The 19,164-nt window shown below is 29.9% G+C and carries 16 protein-coding genes; all 16 read left to right on the forward strand.

Translation table 11 applies throughout. The features are described from left to right. Positions 1–206: 206 nt before the first annotated feature. The 16 genes from F1564_RS08530 to rsmI all read left to right on the forward strand — a co-directional run bounded on the left by F1564_RS08530 (position 207) and on the right by rsmI (position 19,006). The gene (locus tag F1564_RS08530; RefSeq protein WP_018450484.1) at positions 207–2,801 is read left to right on the forward strand and encodes a DNA translocase FtsK; all 2,595 of its coding nucleotides are present in this window, start codon (positions 207–209) and stop codon (positions 2,799–2,801) included. 156 nt (positions 2,802–2,957) lie between these two features. Then, a complete protein-coding gene (gene mreB / locus F1564_RS08535) occupies positions 2,958–4,004 on the forward strand; it encodes a rod shape-determining protein (protein WP_018450483.1) in 1,047 nt (348 codons plus the stop codon). Positions 4,005–4,277: 273 nt separating this feature from the next. Further along, positions 4,278–4,928: an SMC-Scp complex subunit ScpB gene (scpB, locus tag F1564_RS08540; protein ID WP_018450482.1), complete on the forward strand. Its 651-nt coding sequence runs from the start codon at positions 4,278–4,280 to the stop codon at positions 4,926–4,928. A 102-nt stretch (positions 4,929–5,030) separates the two neighbouring features. Then, entirely contained in the window at positions 5,031–5,717 is a 687-nt protein-coding gene (locus tag F1564_RS08545) for a pseudouridine synthase (RefSeq protein ID WP_018450481.1), read from the forward strand. Between the two features lie 58 nt (positions 5,718–5,775). Next, complete coding sequence (locus F1564_RS08550) at positions 5,776–6,423, forward strand: MtnX-like HAD-IB family phosphatase (protein WP_018450480.1); 648 nt, start codon at positions 5,776–5,778, stop codon at positions 6,421–6,423. Beyond that, complete coding sequence (locus F1564_RS08555) at positions 6,420–7,040, forward strand: ACP phosphodiesterase (protein ID WP_018450479.1); 621 nt, start codon at positions 6,420–6,422, stop codon at positions 7,038–7,040. The genes F1564_RS08550 and F1564_RS08555 overlap by 4 nt, the downstream gene beginning before the upstream one ends. Continuing rightward, entirely contained in the window at positions 7,037–7,237 is a 201-nt protein-coding gene (locus F1564_RS08560; protein WP_018450478.1) for a hypothetical protein, read from the forward strand. The genes F1564_RS08555 and F1564_RS08560 overlap by 4 nt, the downstream gene beginning before the upstream one ends. Before the next feature lie 2 nt (positions 7,238–7,239). Beyond that, positions 7,240–7,803, forward strand: a complete 564-nt coding sequence (locus tag F1564_RS08565) for a zeta toxin family protein (protein ID WP_018450477.1) — start codon at positions 7,240–7,242, stop codon at positions 7,801–7,803. 16 nt (positions 7,804–7,819) lie between these two features. After that, positions 7,820–8,119: an Asp-tRNA(Asn)/Glu-tRNA(Gln) amidotransferase subunit GatC gene (gatC, locus tag F1564_RS08570; protein ID WP_018450476.1), complete on the forward strand. Its 300-nt coding sequence runs from the start codon at positions 7,820–7,822 to the stop codon at positions 8,117–8,119. A 129-nt stretch (positions 8,120–8,248) separates the two neighbouring features. After that, positions 8,249–9,712, forward strand: coding sequence for an Asp-tRNA(Asn)/Glu-tRNA(Gln) amidotransferase subunit GatA (gatA, locus tag F1564_RS08575; RefSeq protein WP_018450475.1), 1,464 nt, complete (start codon positions 8,249–8,251; stop codon positions 9,710–9,712). Positions 9,713–9,837: 125 nt separating this feature from the next. After that, the gene (gatB, locus tag F1564_RS08580) at positions 9,838–11,274 is read left to right on the forward strand and encodes an Asp-tRNA(Asn)/Glu-tRNA(Gln) amidotransferase subunit GatB (RefSeq protein ID WP_018450474.1); all 1,437 of its coding nucleotides are present in this window, start codon (positions 9,838–9,840) and stop codon (positions 11,272–11,274) included. A gap of 22 nt (positions 11,275–11,296) precedes the next feature. After that, complete coding sequence (locus tag F1564_RS08585; RefSeq protein ID WP_018450473.1) at positions 11,297–13,417, forward strand: penicillin-binding transpeptidase domain-containing protein; 2,121 nt, start codon at positions 11,297–11,299, stop codon at positions 13,415–13,417. A 35-nt stretch (positions 13,418–13,452) separates the two neighbouring features. After that, positions 13,453–15,693, forward strand: coding sequence for a replication restart helicase PriA (gene priA / locus F1564_RS08590; protein ID WP_018450472.1), 2,241 nt, complete (start codon positions 13,453–13,455; stop codon positions 15,691–15,693). Between the two features lie 470 nt (positions 15,694–16,163). Continuing rightward, entirely contained in the window at positions 16,164–16,901 is a 738-nt protein-coding gene (locus F1564_RS08595; protein WP_018450471.1) for a TlyA family RNA methyltransferase, read from the forward strand. A 63-nt stretch (positions 16,902–16,964) separates the two neighbouring features. Continuing rightward, positions 16,965–18,266, forward strand: coding sequence for a S41 family peptidase (locus F1564_RS08600; RefSeq protein WP_018450470.1), 1,302 nt, complete (start codon positions 16,965–16,967; stop codon positions 18,264–18,266). 41 nt (positions 18,267–18,307) lie between these two features. Further along, positions 18,308–19,006 carry a 16S rRNA (cytidine(1402)-2'-O)-methyltransferase gene (gene rsmI, locus F1564_RS08605; protein ID WP_018450469.1) on the forward strand — a complete coding sequence of 233 codons (699 nt, stop codon included), beginning with the start codon at positions 18,308–18,310 and terminating at the stop codon, positions 19,004–19,006. Positions 19,007–19,164: the final 158 nt, after the last annotated feature.

Raw genomic sequence — 19,164 nt, forward strand, 5'->3', positions numbered from 1 at the left:
CAAAATTGAAAAAATATAGTATAATGTAAAAAAGTCACTTTAGAACCGATGACTATTCCATTCCAATCTAAGTTTTAAGTTTTATTTATTTTAATATAATTTTTAAAGGGTTTTGAGAATGGCTTTATTATAAAATAAAATTAATTAAAAATTTTTAGATTTGGAATCTGTGAAAATTAGATAGAATTTTTAGAAAGGATAATGACATGAGTAAAAGAAAAATTGAAGGTATAATCTGGTTTGCTGTTGGACTTATATTGGTTTTATTATTAGCAAATAAGTCAAAAATGCTCAGTGATAATATCGGAGAAAATATATTTTCGCTTATATTGAGCGGAATTACGTTATTTTTTGGAAAAATGACATGGTTTATAGCTGTAGTTTCCATGTTGTATGGAATAACTCTATTTTTTCATGAAAAAATAAGAATTGACATAACACAAGGGAAAATCGCTGCGTTATTAGGGTTATTTTTAAGTTGGGGAATGATTTTGATAAGAGGTTCTGTTGTTAAGGGAAACCCTTTATCAGATAATTTTACCGAGGCTGGAAGACAACTTCTGGAAATAGGGTTTGGACGTGAAAGTGGAGGAATTTTGGGAGCATTGCTTTCAATGCCATTTTATAAAATACTGCATTTTCAATGGATGTTTTTTGTTCTTTTAATAGTGGCATTATTTTTTGTAGCGTTGCTAATCAGAGATTTAATTGAGCTTGGATATGAAGTTTTAAAAGAAGTAATAAAATATTATAAAAGTGATGATTACAAAGAGAAAAAAAGAAAATTAGCTGCAAAAAAATATGCTGAAAATTTAAAGAAGACGGATTATAAGCGGTATCAAAGAGAAATGTTAAAGGCTAAAATTATACAGTCTAGAAATGAAAAGCTAAGTTTTGAAATTTCTAAAAAGCCTAAAAATAATTTTTTACAAAAAACAGAAGTTTACTCTAAAGAAGAGCTTGCAGAAAAAGAAAAAGAATGGATTGAAATTTTTGAAGAAAAGGAAAAAGGGAATTTTAAAAAAGACGAAAATGCAAGAAGAGAGAAAATAAAAGAAAAGGAAAAAAGAAAAAAAGAAGACACATTGGAAACAGTTGTAAAACCATTAGAAAATACAGAAAAATCTGAAAATAATAAAAATACTTCAGACACAAAAAATGAGAATAATTCAGAAAATAAAAAAGAAGTAAAAAATGAAAAAAAATCTGAAATCAAAAAAGGTAATGAAAAGAACGAAAAAGAACCAAAGCTCGAAATTATAACTCCCTTAAAAAAAGAAGAAATTAATTCAGTGAATGCAGATCCAAATTTTCAGCAATTTCCAAAACTTGAAGCATTTGAAAATGGAGAATTAAAAGAAAAAGAGCTGGAAGATGAATTGAAAAAAATTAATGCAGTATTTGATAATGATCAGGGATATGATGACGTCGTAAAAAAATCCATTGCAGAAATTTTTAAGTCAAAACCGATGGATCTTGAAAGAAAGCAGAAAATAGAAGAAAATATAAGGGAAAATGTAAGTCATTTGGAAAATGTATTAAAGGAATTTGGAATTGATGCAAAAGTTGTAAATTATGAATATGGACCAACTATAACAAGATATGAAATTATAATTCCAAAGGGTGTAAAAGTTAGCAAAGTAACGGGACTTTCAGATGATATTGCAATGAACCTTGCGGCGGAAAGCATTCGTATAGAAGCTCCAATTCCAGGAAAAAATACAATTGGAATTGAAACTCCAAATAAAATAAAGGAGCCTGTGCATTTTTCAAATATTATAAAAAATAAGGAACTTGATACTGGAGAATTAAAGGTAATATTGGGAAAAGATATTGTTGGGCGAGATAAATTCATAGATATTGTTAAAATGCCACATTTGCTTATTGCAGGACAAACAGGATCTGGAAAATCAGTTTGTGTAAATACGTTAATTTCAACATTGATTTCAAAAAAATCTGACAAGGAAGTAAAATTTATAATGGTTGATCCGAAAATGGTGGAACTTATGCCATATAACGATATTCCGCATCTTTTAGTGCCAGTAATTATAGATCCTGAACAAGCTGCAATAGCATTAAAATGGGCAGTTAACGAAATGGAAAACAGATATATGAAACTTATGGAAAATGGGGTAAGAAATATAAAAGGTTATAATTCATTGAGCTTCGTGGAAAAAATGCCGTATATTGTTATAATAATTGATGAGCTGGCTGACCTTATGATGGTTGCCTCTGGAAGCGTGGAGGAATCAATTGCAAGAATTGCACAAAAGGCAAGGGCAGTTGGAATCCATTTAGTTGTTGCGACACAACGGCCATCTACAGATGTTATAACTGGAATGATAAAGGCTAACTTGCCAAGCAGAATTTCATTTGCACTAAGATCACAAATTGATTCGAGAACAATACTTGATTCGGCAGGCGCAGAAAAACTTTTAGGTCAAGGTGATATGCTATTGCTTGCCAACGGATCTTCAAAATTAGAAAGAATACAGGGAGCATATATTTCTGATGAAGAAGTTAAAGACTTAACTGATACGTTGAAATCTACCAAAAAAGTAAAATATAGAAATGAAATTTTAAAAGAACCTGAAGAGGAAATAGATGATGATACAGATCCTTACTTTGAAAATGCAGTAAATATCATAAGACAGGAGAACAAAGTTTCAATTTCACTTCTTCAACGCAAATTAAAAATAGGATTTAACAGAGCCTCTAGAATTTATGATCAGCTAAAGGAACATGGAATTATAAGTTATGATGATCAGATAATAGCCGATAATATTAATGAAATTAATTAAAAAAAAGATAAATTTCAGGATATTAATTAATATTATAGAAAATTCATCCTTAAAGTTGCTTGAGTATATTCAAAAAAAATGGTAAAATACTTTAAGGCTATAATAATTGATAGATATTTTATAAAAAAACAAAAAAGAATGAAGGAGATAGAATAGATGAAATTTTTTGACTTGTTTAAGACAAATATAGCACCAAAGGCTACACGTGATATAGCTATTGATTTAGGAACGGCAAACACTGTCATGTATGTAAAGGGAGAAGGAATTCAGGTAGATGAGCCAACTTATGTGGCTATCAATAAGAAAACAGAAGAATTGGAACATATCGGTGAAAAGGCAAAGGAAATAATCGGTAGAACAGCTAAGCATACTGAAATTATTCGTCCATTAAAAAATGGAGTAATTTCAAATTATGAAGTTACTGAAAGAATGCTTGAAGAATTTTTACATAGAATAAAAAAAGATAAATTCCAAAGCTCGAGAGTAATTATATGTGTTCCAAGTGGAGTTACACAAGTAGAAAGAAGAGCAGTAATTGAAGTTGTAAAAGATGCTGGAGCAAAAGAAGTTTATCTAATTGAGGAACCAATAGCCGCTGCAATCGGTGTTGGAATTGATTTATTTGAACCAAAAGGGCATTTAATCGTCGATATAGGTGGAGGAACTACTGAAATCGCATTTATTGTATCAGGTGGAGCGGCATTATCTAGATCAGTTAAAATCGCTGGGGATCATTTAAACGAAGATATTATGGAATTTGTAAAAGATGAATATAATTTATTAATCGGTGAAAGAACGGCTGAAGAACTAAAAATGAATACAATAAGCCAAGATGATCCTGAATTTGAATATGAAATAAGAGGACGTGAACTAGGAGTTGGATTACCAAAAAGCATGAAAATTAAGACTTCTGCTATAAATGGAGCAATTACAAGACACATTGATGCAATTATTGATGAAGTAAGACTTACGATAGAAGAAATAGAGCCTGAAGTCGCAGCGGATATTTATGAAACAGGAATTTATTTATCTGGTGGTGGAGCAGGTATAAAAATCTTGAAAGAAAGAATTGAAAAGGAATTACTGTTAAAGGTAACTGTTGGAGATGATGCGATTCATGCTGTAGTAACAGGAATTGCAGAAGTATTGACAGATTTCAAGAGATACAAAAATATTATCATTTCACCAACACACGAATATTAATTTGAATAATTAGAAATTAGGGGAATTTTCTGAAAGAAACTATATAGGAGAATTCCCCTATTAATGAAAATAGTGGTAACTTATGATTAGATATGTTTGATAATCTAAGTTTTTTTATCTATGACAAGAAGTCAAGATTCCTTACTTTAGAAGATTTATTTTATTAGATTCTAAGTTTGTATAGTTATCGAACAGGTTTATTGTAATTACAAAATTTTTTAGCATTAAATAAATTATTGTTACAGAAAAAATAAAAAAGAAAAATGGTAGAATATGGAAAAGTTTGAAAAAAAAGAAAATGAAGATAAACAAAGCAATATAATTGGCGTTCAAAGAAAAATTAGAATTAGTGAAATTGAAGAAAAAGTGGAAGCAATTATTTTTTTGGCAAAGGAAATAGTGACAGTACAGGAACTAGCACAGTTTTATACAATGGAAAAGTTTGAAATGGAAGAAGTCCTGTATAATTTGAGGGAAAAGAGAAAAAATACTGGAATAAACTTAAAAATTGAAAATGGAGCAGTTTATCTAGTATCGAATCCGCTTTTTGGCTTTGAGGTGAAAAGATTTTTTAATCCAGAAATGAAATTAAAGAAATTATCACGTTCAGCAATGGAAACATTGGCAATTATTGCATATAAAGGACCTGTAACTAAAGCTGAAATCGAACAGATCCGAGGTGCTGGAGCAGATAAAACAATGGCTAATCTTTTGGAAAGAAAATTAATTTATATTTCTGGAAAGAAAAAATCAATTGGAACTCCAAATTTATATGAAGTGACACAAGATTTTTACAGTTACTTGAATATTCACGGAAGAGAAGAATTGCCTGGAAGTGAGCAGTTTCAAAAAATTAATTTGCTTTATAAAGAAGATGAAAAAACGCAAATTGAAAGTCCAGATAATGAAAATGCTGAAAAATAAAAATTATATTTTAGTTATTTAGTAAAAAGAAGGTTGAACTTTCTTCTAAAAATAATTTTTAATAAATTAAAAAATTAGAAATTAAAAATAAAGAGGTAAAAAATGAGATTAAATAAATTTATAGCAGAAACGGGATTTTGTTCTCGTAGAAAGGCTGATGAGCTAATAAATGAAGGAAGGGTTACGGTAAACAAGCATGAAGCTATTATTGGAATGGATATAAAGCCTGAAGATGTGGTTAGAATTGATGGGGAAAGAGTGAAACTTAATACAAGATATGAATACTATATTTTAAACAAGCCAAAAAGAGTTATTTGTTCAAATGAGGATAAATTTGGACGTAAACTTGCAATTGACTTTATAAAATCACGTGCCAGACTTTTTACTTACGGAAGACTGGACTTTATGACAGAAGGTCTAATTATAATTAGTAATGATGGCGACGTTTACAATCATGTAATGCACCCAAGAAAAAAATTATACAAAAGCTATGTTGCCAAAGTAAGCCGTGAGATTGACGACAAAGATATCGAAGCATTGCAATATGGAGTTGTAATTGACGGAAAAAGAACAGCACCTGCTAAAGTTAAAAAAATTGACAAAAAGGAACTTAGAATTGCAATTTTTGAAGGAAGAAACCGTCAGATAAGAAAAATGCTGGAAACATTGGGGTATAACGTTAATTCATTGAAACGGATTAAAGTGGGAGAACTTACGCTTGGGAATTTGAAAGTGGGAGAATACCGTGCTTTGAATGAAGACGAAATTAAATATTTGAAAAATTTATAAAAATAAAGTCGTTAAAAATTGAGAAATAATAGTATTTTTGACAGCTAAAGGAGAAAATGTGAGTAAAAAATTAATATTTTTAATAGATTTTGATATTACAATTAGTAAAAAAGATTCGACAGATACGCTACTTTCGGTGTATCAGCCAGAATTAAAGGCAGATATCAGGAAAAAATATCGAAGTGGCGAAATTACGATGAAGGAATATTTGCAGACTGGGATTGAGAGCTTGAATATTACGAAAGAGGAATTTCTAGAAACATTGAAATTAGTTGGAATTGACGAAACGTTTACAGATTTTGTAAAAAGTGGCATTGAATTCAAAATTGTAAGCGCTGGGACAAAATTAAATATATCAGGTGTTCTTAGAAACTACGGAATTGACTTGGATGAAAATGAGATTATATCAAATGATATTAAATTTAATGGGAATAAGATTACTGTTTCATTTCCGTATTTAGATAAAGAGCAGTATTACGGTGTTGATAAAAAAGAAGCCGTTCAAAAATATCAAAATAAAGGTTATACGGTTTATTTCGTTGGCGACGGACCTTCAGACTACAGGGCGATTGAAGTGGCAGATTTTTCTTTTGTTAGAAAAGGAACTCGAGCGATTAAGTTTTGTCAAGAAAATGAGATTGATTTTTTTGAGTTTGAGAATTTTGATGAAATTTTGAACTATTTGAAAAAACAGGAGTCAAAATGAATTATTTAGCTCATTCGGTTATATCACTTGAAATTGATAAAAAAATGAATGAAAATACGCTTTATGGCAATTTTACTGGAGATTTTTATAAAGGGAAGGTTGAGAAAATCGAATTACAAGAAAATCTGAAAAGCGGGATAATTTTGCATAGATTGATTGATAAAATTTCTGATAGAGAAGAGAATTTTTTGAATGAACTTTTGCGAGAAAAATTTGGGATTTTTAAAGGGATTGTATCGGATATGTATGTTGACCATTTTTTGTGTAAAAATTTTGAGAATATTTTTAGTGGAAATCCTGATTTTGAGAATGTGGAAAAAGTTGAAAGAAAAATAATTAAAAATATTGAAAAATATGATGAATTTTTTCCAAGTGATTTTAAAAGTTTTTTTAACTGGCTGAAGAGAGAAAAAGTTTTGGCAAGATACAAAGATTTGGATTTTTTGGAGAGAGTTTTTCTTGGAGTGTCGAAAAGAGTGAGAAAAGGGGAAATTCTTAGAAATGCAGTTTGTGAACTGAGAAAGAATTATGGGGAATTTGAGGAGAAATCATTGAGAGAGTTTTTGTTTGTGAAGGGAAAAATTGTAAAAAATTCTGAGAGAAGTGAGAAACTATGAAATTAAAAGAATTGTTTCCAAATCAAGATATTGAAAATATGGAATTGAAAAAATTGATAGAAATGATAAGTTATAAAGATTTTAACACATTGCTAGAAAGAACCAAAAATAAGAAAGATATTGATTTTTATATTGAATTGCAGGATTTGGTTATACGGAGTAAACAGAAAGAAGCGATTGAAAAAGGGATATATTAATTATGGAAGATAGAAATTTTTATTTGTTTGCAGGAGTAAATGGAGTAGGAAAATCTACTTTGTTTAGTATAATTACTGAGGATATTAAAGAAACTTTTAGAATAAATACTGATGAAATAGTTAAAAAAATTGGAAATTGGAAAAATGAAGCTGATCAAATAAAATCAGCAAAAATAGCAATTAAATTGAGAAATGAATATATTGAAAAAGGACTTTCTTTTAACGAGGAAACTACATTAACTGGGAAAACAATATTAAAATTAATTGATAAATTAAAAAGCAAAAATTATAAACTTCATTTGTTTTATATAGGAATAAATAGCGTAGATATTGTAAAAGAAAGAATAAGAAATAGAGTTCTAAGAGGCGGACATGATATTCCTGATAAAATTGTCGAAAAAAGATATAATGAATCTTTGAAAAATTTATTGAAAATTTTAAATAAATTTGATAATGTTACAATTTATGATAATACAAAAGAATATAAAATGATTTTAAAAATTATAAATAAAAAAATAATAAAACAATCTAATGAGTTACCCAATTGGGCTAAAGATATTTTTTAAAGGAGGAAAATAGCGAATGTTAAGCAAAGAAGATGTACTGAAAATAGCAGCACTTTCAAAGCTGGAATTTTCAGAAAGTGAAATTGAAAAATTTAGAGTGGATTTGAATAAAATTTTTGATCATATGGAAGAGTTGAATAGCGTGGATACGAGTGAGGTTGAGCCACTTTTTAATGTGCTTGATTTGAAGGATGTATTGAGAAAAGATGTTGTTAAGAATAGTGGAATTAAGAAAGAAATCTTGGAAAATGCACCAAATAGTGATGAGGAATTTATAATTGTTCCAAAAGTTGTGGGAGAAAATGCGGATAATTAGGATGTATTGAAAAATGTCTGATTGGTAGAATTTTTAAAGAATAGAAGTTTGAAAATTGGAAGAGAAAAAATTTTTTGAAAAATTGAGATTTTTAGATACATTTTAGAAAAAAATTAGAAAGGTGGAAAAATGAGTTTATATAAAAAAACGGCTAGTGAAATAGCTGGAATGATAAAAAATAAAGAAATTTCTTCTGAAGAAGTGACAAAATCTTTTTTGGATAGAATTGAGAAAACTGAAGAAAAAATAGGAGCATTTTCTAATGTATTTCCTAAAAAGGCTATAGATGAGGCAAAAAAATATGATTCTGAAAACAATGAGGAAGATAGGAAAAATTATGATATTGAGTTGTTGTTTGGAGTGCCTGTGGCTTTGAAGGACAATATTGTATCAAAAGGAGATTTGACTACGGCTGCATCGAAAATTCTTAAAAATTATGTGGGAGTTTATGATGCGACAGTTGTGGAAAAATTGAAAAAAGCTGGAACACCGATAATTGGGAAAGCTAATATGGATGAGTTTGCGATGGGGTCTTCAAATGAGAATTCGTCGATAAAATCAGTTTCTAATCCGTGGGATTTGACAAGAGTTCCTGGTGGAAGTAGTGGAGGATCGGCAGCGATGGTTGCAGCGGGACAAGCACCGATTGCACTTGGTTCAGATACTGGTGGAAGTATTAGACAACCTGCTTGTTTGACTGGAACTGTTGGGATTAAGCCGACTTATGGAAGAGTTTCAAGATACGGACTTATGGCATTTGGATCTTCACTTGATCAAATTGGAGCTTTGGCAAAATCGACTGAAGATTTGGCTAGACTTTTGCAAATAATTGCGGGATATGATGAAAAGGATGCGACAAGTGTAAATGTGGAAGTTCCTAACTATTTGGAAAGTTTGAATAATGATTTGAAAGGCTTGAAAATTGGGATTCCAAAAGAATATTTTGCAGAAGGATTAGATGAAAATATTAAAAAAGTGATAATGGATTCGGTGGAAAAATTGAAGGAATTAGGAGCTGAAATTAAAGAAGTATCACTTCCATATTCAAAATATGCGATTTCTACTTATTACATAATTTCATCGGCTGAAGCTGCTTCAAACTTGTCAAGATACGACGGAGTAAGATACGGTGTGAGAGAAAGTAACGAAGATGTGGAAAAAATGTATGTTGAATCAAGAACAAAAGGTTTTGGAGATGAAGTAAAAAGAAGAATTATGATTGGAAACTATGTGTTAAGTTCTGGATTCTATGACGCTTATTACAAAAAGGCTTCGCAAGTTAGAAGACTTATTAGAGATGATTTTTCAAAAGCATTAAAAGAAGTAGATGTTTTATTAACACCAGTTTCTCCAACAACAGCATTTAAAAAAGGTGAAAAAATTACTGATCCAGTCCAGATGTATTTGGGAGATATTTTTACCGTATCAATAAATATGGCGGGGCTTCCTGCAATTTCAGTACCTGCTGGATTTGTAGATGGATTGCCAGTTGGAATTCAGTTGATTGGAAATTATTTTAGAGAAGATTTATTGTTTAATATTTCTCATAAATTTGAAGGTGTTCGTGGGGAAATTGAATATCCTGAGTTTTAAAAATAGAAGTAAAAAAATTTTTTAAAATAATAAAAGATAAAAAAAAAAACATTTAAGAATAGCGAGTTTTTTATTAAATAAAGTGGAAATGAAAGATTTGAAGGAGAAAGGAAAAATATTAGAAAATGAGTATTGAATATGAAACAGTCATCGGACTGGAAGTGCATTGTCAATTAAAAACAAATACAAAAGTATGGTGTTCGTGTGATGCCGATTATGATAACAAACATCCAAATACATCGGCGTGTCCAGTGTGTACTGGTCAACCAGGAGCATTGCCAAAATTGAATGAAAAAGTGCTTGATTATGCGATAAAAGCGGCACTTGCTTTGGGATGTGAGATAAATGAGGAGAGTCAATTTGATAGAAAAAATTATTTTTATCCAGATTCGCCAAAAAATTATCAAATTACGCAATATTTTAAACCTTATGCGGAAAATGGGACTTTGAAAATTACGACAAATTCTGGAAAAGAAGCAGTTGTTGGGATTGAGAGAATTCAAATTGAGGAAGATACGGCGAAAAGTATTCACACAACTTCTGAAACATTGTTGAATTACAACAGAGCGTCTGTTCCATTAATCGAGATTATTTCTAAGCCAGAAATTAAAAATGCTGAAGAGGCTTATGCGTACTTGAATACATTGAAGGATAGATTGAAATATACTAAAGTTAGTGATGTAAGTATGGAATTGGGGTCGCTTAGATGTGACGCAAATGTTTCTGTTAGAAAAAAAGGTGAAAAAGAATTAGGGACTAGAACGGAAACTAAAAACTTAAACTCGTTTAAAGCGGTTATGAGAGCTATTGAATATGAAACAAATAGACAAATTGAAGTGATCGAAAATGGTGGAAGAGTTGTTCAGGAAACTAGACTTTGGGATGAGGAAAATGCTGTAACTAAGCCAATGAGAAGTAAAGAGGAAGCTATGGATTACAGATATTTCCCTGAGCCAGATTTGCCTACACTTGTAATCTCTGACGAAAGATTGGAAAAAGTAAAAGGTGAAATGCCAGAATTTGCTGATGAAAAAGCGAGAAGATTTGTAAATGAGTATAAATTGCATGAAATGGAAGCTGCAACACTTTCTTCGGAACAAGAATTAGCTGAATATTATGAAGAAATTGTAAATGATACAAAAGAGCCAAGACTTGCGGCAAACTGGGTGTTGACAGAAGTTTTGAGAGTGTTGAAGGAAAAAAATATTTCGATTTCAGAATTTAATGTAACGCCAAAAAATTTAGGTAAATTGATTAAATTGATTCAAGCAAAAACAATTAGCTCAAAAATAGCGAAAGATGTATTTGAAATTTTATTGACAGAAGATAAAGATCCTGAAATTATCGTAAAAGAAAAAGGATTAGTTCAAATTACTGATGACAGTGCGATTGAGAAAATTGTTGAGCAAGTGTTGGCTGAAAATGCACAATCGGTTGAAGATTATAAAAATGGTAAGAGTAATGCACTAAAATATCTTGTTGGACAAGCGATGAGATTGTCTAAAGGCAAGGCTAATCCTCAAATGATTAATGAAATAATTTTATCTAGACTTGAAGGTTAATATTGGTTAAATTAGGAGAAAAATGAAAAAGGGCAAGAAAAAAAATAATATTATTGACAGAGCAAAGTCAAATATGGAAAAAAACAGAAAAGAGCAAAAAGTTAAGAATTTTTTCAAAGTATTGTTAAAATATTTAAACACATTTAGAGGAAGATTTGGACTTTTGGTATTGTTTACAACTATAGGATTTGCAGTAATACTTGGAAAAGTGTATAGTCTTCAAACTGGAGGTGGAAAAGAATACAGAGAGAAAGGTGAAAAGCAATATTCATCTCAAAGTTTTACAAAAGCTAAAAGAGGGCGAATCTCCACCAGTGATGGACAAGTTTTAGCTTATGACAACGAAGAATTTATTATTAATCTAAATCCTAGCCTTATTGAGCAAAATAATATTGACATAGTGCTTGAAATGTTAAAAAAATACATTCCTGAACTGGAGATCGAAAAATATAAAAGCGAGTATTTAAAAGATAAGCAGATTCAAAAAAAATATTTAAAAGTTGAGCATACAATTCCCTATAATACAAAAATAGCCATTGAAGCAGAAATTGATAATGATATCAAAAATATGAAAAAGAAGAAAAAAGAGGGCTATAAAAGAAAATTTAAAGGGGTAACATTTGAAACATTATTTACAAGAAATTATATTCAAAATAATGTCTTTCAAGAAACTCTTGGGTATGTAAATAATGAAAATAAGGGCGTTTATGGGATTGAAAAATATTATGATAAGGAACTTTCAGGAAAAACAGGCATTATAACTGGACTTAGAAAAATTCCAAAGGCTTTACAGGGAATTATGAAACTTGCGAATATAAAGAAATCTGAAGACAGAAAAGAAGAAGAAGGAGATAACCTTGTACTTACAATTGACAGTTTTTTACAATATGCTCTTAATGATGAACTAGAAGATGCTTATGTAAAATATAATGCTTCTTCTACAATGGGAATTTTAGTCGAGGTAGAAACTGGAAAAATACTTGCAATGTCATCGTATCCAAAGGCAGAAGAAAAGGCTGAAATAAAAAATAGACCAATTACAGATTATTTTGAACCTGGTTCAATATTTAAGCCTATAACAGTTGCAATAGGATTGGAAACAAAAGCAATTAATAAAAATACAAAAATATATTCATCAGGTTCAATAAAAGTATATGATACAATAGTAAGAGATCATGACAGTTCAACAATTGGGACTTTAGGTTTAGCAGATATAGTTGCACATTCTGGAAATGTGGCGATGGTAAAAATACAGAATGAGATTAATAAAAATACTTTTTACCATTATTTAGCAGATGTTGGATTCGGCGGAAAAACAGGCATAGATACGTATTTTGAATCAATGCAGAAACTTCGTGAGTTTAAAACTTTGAAAGATGAAGTCAGAAGGGCTAATATATCTTTTGGACAGGGGATTGCAGTAACGCAGATTCAAATGATAATGGCATTAAATACAGTCATTAACAATGGTAAGTTAATGAAGCCTTATCTGGTAGACAGGATAGAAGACAACAAAGGGAATACGGTAAAACAGAATAAGCCCGATATGATAAAAAAAGTATTTAGTGATGAAGCCTCAAGATTAAATAGAAAGTATATGGAAGCAAGTGTAAATCGTGGAACTGGAGGAGGAGCATATATACCCGGCTACCGTGTTGGTGGAAAAACAGGAACTGCTCAGAAAGCTGGAAAGGATGGATATAAAAATAGTCATGTCGGTTCATTTTTTGCATTTTTTCCAGCAGACAAGCCTAAATATGCTATATTGATAACTATCAGTGAACCTAAAGGTGAAAAATATTATGGAGCGCAAGTTGCCTTGCCATCTGCAAGAAATGTACTACAAAAATTAATAGAGTATAAAAGAATACAGCCAGATGGAAAAATTAAGACTATAGATATAAAAAATACTGAATCTGTTCAAGTGGAAAAGAAGAAGGATCTAGGAAAAATAAAGCAAGATTTTAATAAAAATATTATGCCGGATTTGACAGGAATAAGTTTAAGGGAATTTTTATCAATTTATCCACAAGGGAAATTTTCACAGTATGAAGTTACTGGAAGTGGAGCGATTATTTCACAGTTTCCTGAAAAAGGAACAAAATTAGATAAAAAGTCTAAGATACAAATAATGTTGGAATAATTGAAGAAAAACAAGGAAGGTTTTTGAGGAATAAAATGTATTATTATGAAATTTATATAGAGAATAATAGAGGAATATATACATATAAGTCTAAAGAAAAATACGAAATTGGACAATGGTGCATTGTCAATTTTATAAATAGGTATAAAATGGGGCTTATTCTAGCAATAACTGAAGAAAGTAAAATTCAGATTGATATTTCTAAAATAAAAAAAATTAAAGAGGCAGCCCCTGTTTTGTCCATTCCTGATAATCTTATGCAACTTATAAAATGGATAAGAAATTATTATATAAGCGATTATTATAGTGTCATAAAGGCAGTTTATCCAGGAGCATTGAAATTAAATTATTCTAAAAAGGCTATTTATCAAAAGGATTTCTTAGAAAATGAATATTTGATTGGAGAAGATAATTCAGAAAATAGTCTAGATGAAATAAAAAAATTTAATGATTATATGAAAAAGCGGAAGGAAGTTACAATTGCGACTTTGAAGAAAAATTTTTCCAGCAAGATTGTGGAAAAAGCAATAAACGAAAAAGTTATTTCTATTGAAAAAAAAGTAATTTTAAATTCTAAAATTTCAAAAGGGGAAAAGAAAAAAAGTGAAATTGCAGAAAAGGAAATTATTTTGAATGATGAGCAGCAAAAGGCTGTAGATACAATAAAAAATAGCGAAAACCAAATTTTTCTGCTAAAGGGAATAACTGGTTCAGGGAAAACTGAAATTTATATTAATTTGATAAAGGAATCCTTAAAGCAAGGATTTGGAAGTATTTTCCTAGTACCTGAAATTTCACTTACGGTTCAGATGATACAAAGACTTGAAGAGGAATTTCACAATGAAGTGGCTATTCTTCACAGCAAACTTACAGACAAGGAAAAGCGGGAAGAGTGGACATTTATACGAAATGGGGAAAAGAAAATAGTAATCGGGGCAAGATCGGCAATTTTTGCTCCAGTTCAGAATTTGAAGTATATCATTGTGGATGAGGAGCATGAAAATACCTATAAGCAGGAGAATAACCCACGTTATCACGTAAAAAATGTGGCGATAAAAAGAGCATTTTTGCAAAATGATAATTTGGAAGAAGATGAAACTGTAAAAAGTAAGAAAATAAAAGTGATTTTAGGCTCGGCAACTCCTTCATTTGAAACGTATTATCAAGCACAGCAAGGGGATATTGAATTAGTTGAGCTTACGAAACGGTATAAAAATGCAAAATTGCCCAAGTTTGAAGTTATCGATTTAAATGAAACTGCGGAAAATTTTTCTGAAAAACTATTGGACAAAATTTCACAAACTTTGAAAAAAAATGAACAAGCTATATTAATTTTGAATAGAAAAGCATTTTCAAATTTACTAAAATGTAAAGATTGCGGAAATATTCCAACTTGCCCAAATTGCAGTATTTCCTTGAATTATTACAAATATGACAATCAACTGAAATGTCATTATTGTGGTTATGAAACACAATTTAACAGCACGTGTGATGAATGTGGCAGTCATAAGATGAGGCAAATTGGGGCTGGAACTGAAAAAATCGAGGAAGAGCTAGCAGGACTATTTCCATCGGCTAGAATTGTAAGAGTGGATTCAGAAAGCATAAAAACTAAGCAAAATTATGAAAAAGTTTATAATGACTTTAAAAATCATAAATATGACATAATGCTTGGAACACAGATTATTGCAAAAGGATTGGACTTTTCAAATGTAACATTAGTTGGAATAATTAATGCTGATATAATCTTGAATTTTCCAGATTTTAGAGCTTCAGAAAAAACTTTTCAGCTGCTGACACAGGCTTCAGGGCGTGCAGGACGTGGAGAAAAAGATGGAGAAGTGATTATTCAGACTTTTAATGGAGAAAATGATGTAATAAAAAAAACTATCGAAAGTGATTATGAAGGTTACTACAAAAACGAGATGATTATACGAAAAATGTTAAATTATCCGCCTTTTGGAAGAATTGTGATTCTAGTAATTTCAGCGACAGAAGAAAATTTAGCAAAGGAAAAAGCTCAGACTTTACGGAAAGAAATTGTTAAAAATATAGATACTGTCGTGAAATTGACAACAAATAATTTTATATCGGATGCTTTTAAATCACCAATTTATAAGATAAACGGTAGATACCGATATCAGATATTTTTTAAATTTGAAAGAGAAAATATTTTGAAAATAAAAAAAATTATAAAAAAATGTGCTGGTAAATTTCAGAAAACGGAGAAAAAACTTAGAATAACCATTGATGTAGATCCTATAAATATGATGTAATTTTTATAATATACTCGACCCCAAATTGAAGTTTAACAATATAAGGATTATTTCAAAAAAATTGAAATAGTCTTTTTTTTATTGAATATTACTTATTTTTGTTATATGAGAAAAGGGTAAAAATTTGAAAAATAGTTTAAAATGTGGTAAAATAAATAAATTTGTAAAAAATAAATGGATCTGAAATATAGTTGAGAAATGACTAATACTATTTCCCATTTAAACAGCAGACTGGTTATAAATTTCTTTGCAAAGGAGCAAGATGTTAGCAAATAATATAAAATATTATTTTTGAATAAACTTTGAAATAAAATGATAAATATGGTTTTAGTAATCAAAAATAAATAGAAAAATAAGAGATATGTTTTATGATATAGTATCACTACTTAAAGGCTAACTTTAAAATTATAATTTTGGAAAAAATTGAGATTTATTCAGTTTTTGTTTATAAAATTTAGAAAGAGAAAATGATGAAAAAAAGATTAGATTTAATTCTGGTGGAACGGGAGCTTTTTGAGACACGGGAAAAGGCAAAAAGGGAAATAATGGCAGGTAATGTCATTGTAAATGAACAAGTTGAGACAAAGGCAGGAACTATGTTTATGGACAATGATAAATTAAAAATTCGTATCAAGGATAAACTAAAATACGTCAGTCGTGGTGGCTTGAAATTAGAAAAGGCTATAAAAACTTGGGATTTAGATTTTAAGGATAAATTAGTACTTGATATTGGAGCATCTACTGGAGGATTTACCGATTGTGCCTTGCAAAATGGTGCAAAATGTGTGTATAGTGTTGATGTTGGAAAAAATCAGCTCGACTGGAAATTGAGAAACGATGAAAGAGTTCTTTCATTGGAGGAAATGCACATAAAGGATCTCAAGCAAGAGGATATTAATAATGAAAAGGTAAATTTCATAGTAATTGATGTTTCTTTTATTTCTTTGACAAAAGTTATTCCATATTTTAAAAAGTTTCTTGCAAAAACTGGTAATATTGTGATGTTAGTAAAGCCGCAATTTGAAGTTGGAAGAGAAAAAATTGGAAGAAATGGCGTTGTAGAAAATGAAGAATATCATGATGAAGCTATAAAAAAAATAATTTCTTTTTCAAAAGAAGGTGGATATGAATTACTTGGCGTAGAAGATTCGCCAATAAGAGGAACAAAGGGAAATAAGGAGTTTTTAATGTTATTGAAATTTTCATAAATTCAAAATGGCAATTTATATTAATTTTAGAGTTGATTATTTAAGTATATTTTAGGAGGAAGAATGAAAAAAAACAAAATAGTACAGGCAATATTAGGACTTGTATTAGTGAGTATGCCTTTATTTGCGGCAACTACTATAGTAAAAACATCAAAAAATGATAAGGATACAAGTGCTGGATACACAAAAGATGCGACAGAATTGAACAGAATTGTAGATGTAATTAATATTATTGAAAATAATTTTGTTGGAAAGGAAGCTACTCCAAGTAAGAATGATCTTTATGAAGGTGCTGTTGCAGGAGTTGTAAATAGATTGAAGGATCCTTATTCAGAATATTTATCTAAAGCAGATCTTGCTGATTTTTCAGAAGATATGGATGGAGAATATGTTGGAGTTGGAATGAGCATTAGCAAGAAAAAAGGAGAAGCTCTTGAAGTTGTTTCACCATTTATAGGAAGTCCTGCTGAAAAAGTTGGAATTAAAATAAAAGATAAAATTACAAAAGTCGATGGAAAGGATATTTTACCGCTTACAGCAAATGAGACTGTAAAACTTTTGAAGGGTAAAGAAGGTACAAAAGTTGATGTGGAAGTGGTTAGAGAAGGTAAAAAGGAGCCAATGAAATTCACATTGACAAGAGCAAAAATTAAATTAGAAATGGTAGAAAGTAAAATGCTCGAAAACAATATTGGTTATGTTAGTCTTTTGAAGTTTGGAAATCATGTTGGAGCAGAAGTTGAAAAAGCTATAAAAGATTTACAAGCTAAAGGAATGAAAGGTTTAATTCTAGATTTACGTTCTAATCCAGGAGGATCGCTTCAAGAAGCACAGGATATAGCTTCTCTTTTTGTAAAAGATGATTTGATAGTTTATTTGAAATATAAAAATGGACAACAAAGAAACTACAACAGAACTTTAAAAAATCTTGGTAATTTCCCATTAATTGTATTGACAAATAAAGCAAGTGCAAGTGCATCAGAAATTGTAACAGGTGCAATTAAAGATTATAAGCGTGGAACAATTATTGGAGAAAAGACATTTGGAAAAGGAATCGTGCAACAAGTTATACCTTTAAGAACTGATGATGCTATAAAACTTACTATCGCCCAATATTTCACACCAAAAGGAAATTATATTCATGAAAAAGGTATTGAACCTGACATAGAAGTTAAAATGGAAGAATTGCTGACATTAAAAGGTTATACTAACGAAAGTGAACAAGCTAGAAAAAACAGAGAAAAAGAAATCGAAGAAATAATAACAAAAGATAAAGGTAAGGAAGAAGCTGCCAAGATTATTTCTGCAGGTGACGTTCAATTGAAAAGAGCAATTGAAGAAATGAACAAAAAAATAAAAAAATAGTTAAAATTAAAGAAAACAAATAAAGAATTAGGAGAAAATATATGTTTTATGTTATTGGTACACCAATTGGGAATTTGGAAGATATAACTTTTAGGGCGATAAAGACTTTAAAGAAAGTTAATTATATTTTTGCAGAAGATACGAGGGTTACAAAAAAACTTCTTTCCCACTATGAAATTGAAAAAACGGTGTATCAATACCATGAACATAATAAACTTCATCAAATCACAAATATCATCAATCTTTTAAAAGATCAAAAAGAAATTGCACTTGTAACAGATGCAGGAACACCGTGTATTTCAGACCCTGGATTTGAGCTGGTAAATGAAACTTTGAAAGCTGGAATAAAAGTTGTTGGAATACCGGGAGCTTCATCAATTATTACTGGAGCAAGCATTTCTGGATTAGATATGCGAAGAATGGCTTATGAAGGCTTTTTGCCAAAGAAAAAAGGAAGACAGACACTTTTCAATAAATTAAAAGAAGAAGAAAGAACAATTGTAATTTTAGAATCTCCCAACAGAATTTTAAAAACTTTAAAAGATGTAAAAGAATATTTGGGAGAGCGATATGTTGTAATAACAAGGGAACTTACTAAAATTTATGAAGAAATAATTCGTGGAAATGTTTCAGAAATTATAGAAAAGCTGGAAAAAAAGCCGATTAAGGGAGAGATTGTTTTATTTATAAGGGCAATAAATGATGATGGCATTTATTTAAAAAATAAAAATTTAGAGTAATTAAAAATTAGTAAAGATAAGATAGATTTTTATAAATAAATTTTGATTAATAAATATTTTTCTGTAATTTTTATATTTTTTTTTAATCAAGGGAAATCAATCGCCATTTTCCTTGTATCTCTGTCTTGTCTAAGCATTTTAATTAGGGTACAATAATT

The organism is Leptotrichia shahii, from assembly GCF_008327825.1.
In the GTDB taxonomy this organism is placed as follows: Bacteria; Fusobacteriota; Fusobacteriia; order Fusobacteriales; family Leptotrichiaceae; genus Leptotrichia; species Leptotrichia shahii.

Excerpts from the sequence above, each read along its gene's own strand:
- F1564_RS08560 (WP_018450478.1), top strand. The coding sequence starts at position 7,037 with ATGAAATTAAAAGAATTGTTTCCAAATCAAGATATTGAAAATATGGAA.
- F1564_RS08555 (WP_018450479.1), top strand. The coding sequence starts at position 6,420 with ATGAATTATTTAGCTCATTCGGTTATATCACTTGAAATTGATAAAAAA.
- F1564_RS08565 (WP_018450477.1), top strand. The coding sequence starts at position 7,240 with ATGGAAGATAGAAATTTTTATTTGTTTGCAGGAGTAAATGGAGTAGGA.
- rsmI (WP_018450469.1), top strand. The coding sequence starts at position 18,308 with ATGTTTTATGTTATTGGTACACCAATTGGGAATTTGGAAGATATAACT.
- F1564_RS08545 (WP_018450481.1), top strand. The coding sequence starts at position 5,031 with ATGAGATTAAATAAATTTATAGCAGAAACGGGATTTTGTTCTCGTAGA.
- F1564_RS08600 (WP_018450470.1), top strand. The coding sequence starts at position 16,965 with ATGAAAAAAAACAAAATAGTACAGGCAATATTAGGACTTGTATTAGTG.
- priA (WP_018450472.1), top strand. The coding sequence starts at position 13,453 with ATGTATTATTATGAAATTTATATAGAGAATAATAGAGGAATATATACA.
- gatC (WP_018450476.1), top strand. The coding sequence starts at position 7,820 with ATGTTAAGCAAAGAAGATGTACTGAAAATAGCAGCACTTTCAAAGCTG.
- gatA (WP_018450475.1), top strand. The coding sequence starts at position 8,249 with ATGAGTTTATATAAAAAAACGGCTAGTGAAATAGCTGGAATGATAAAA.
- mreB (WP_018450483.1), top strand. The coding sequence starts at position 2,958 with ATGAAATTTTTTGACTTGTTTAAGACAAATATAGCACCAAAGGCTACA.
- F1564_RS08585 (WP_018450473.1), top strand. The coding sequence starts at position 11,297 with ATGAAAAAGGGCAAGAAAAAAAATAATATTATTGACAGAGCAAAGTCA.
- gatB (WP_018450474.1), top strand. The coding sequence starts at position 9,838 with ATGAGTATTGAATATGAAACAGTCATCGGACTGGAAGTGCATTGTCAA.
- scpB (WP_018450482.1), top strand. The coding sequence starts at position 4,278 with ATGGAAAAGTTTGAAAAAAAAGAAAATGAAGATAAACAAAGCAATATA.
- F1564_RS08595 (WP_018450471.1), top strand. The coding sequence starts at position 16,164 with ATGAAAAAAAGATTAGATTTAATTCTGGTGGAACGGGAGCTTTTTGAG.
- F1564_RS08530 (WP_018450484.1), top strand. The coding sequence starts at position 207 with ATGAGTAAAAGAAAAATTGAAGGTATAATCTGGTTTGCTGTTGGACTT.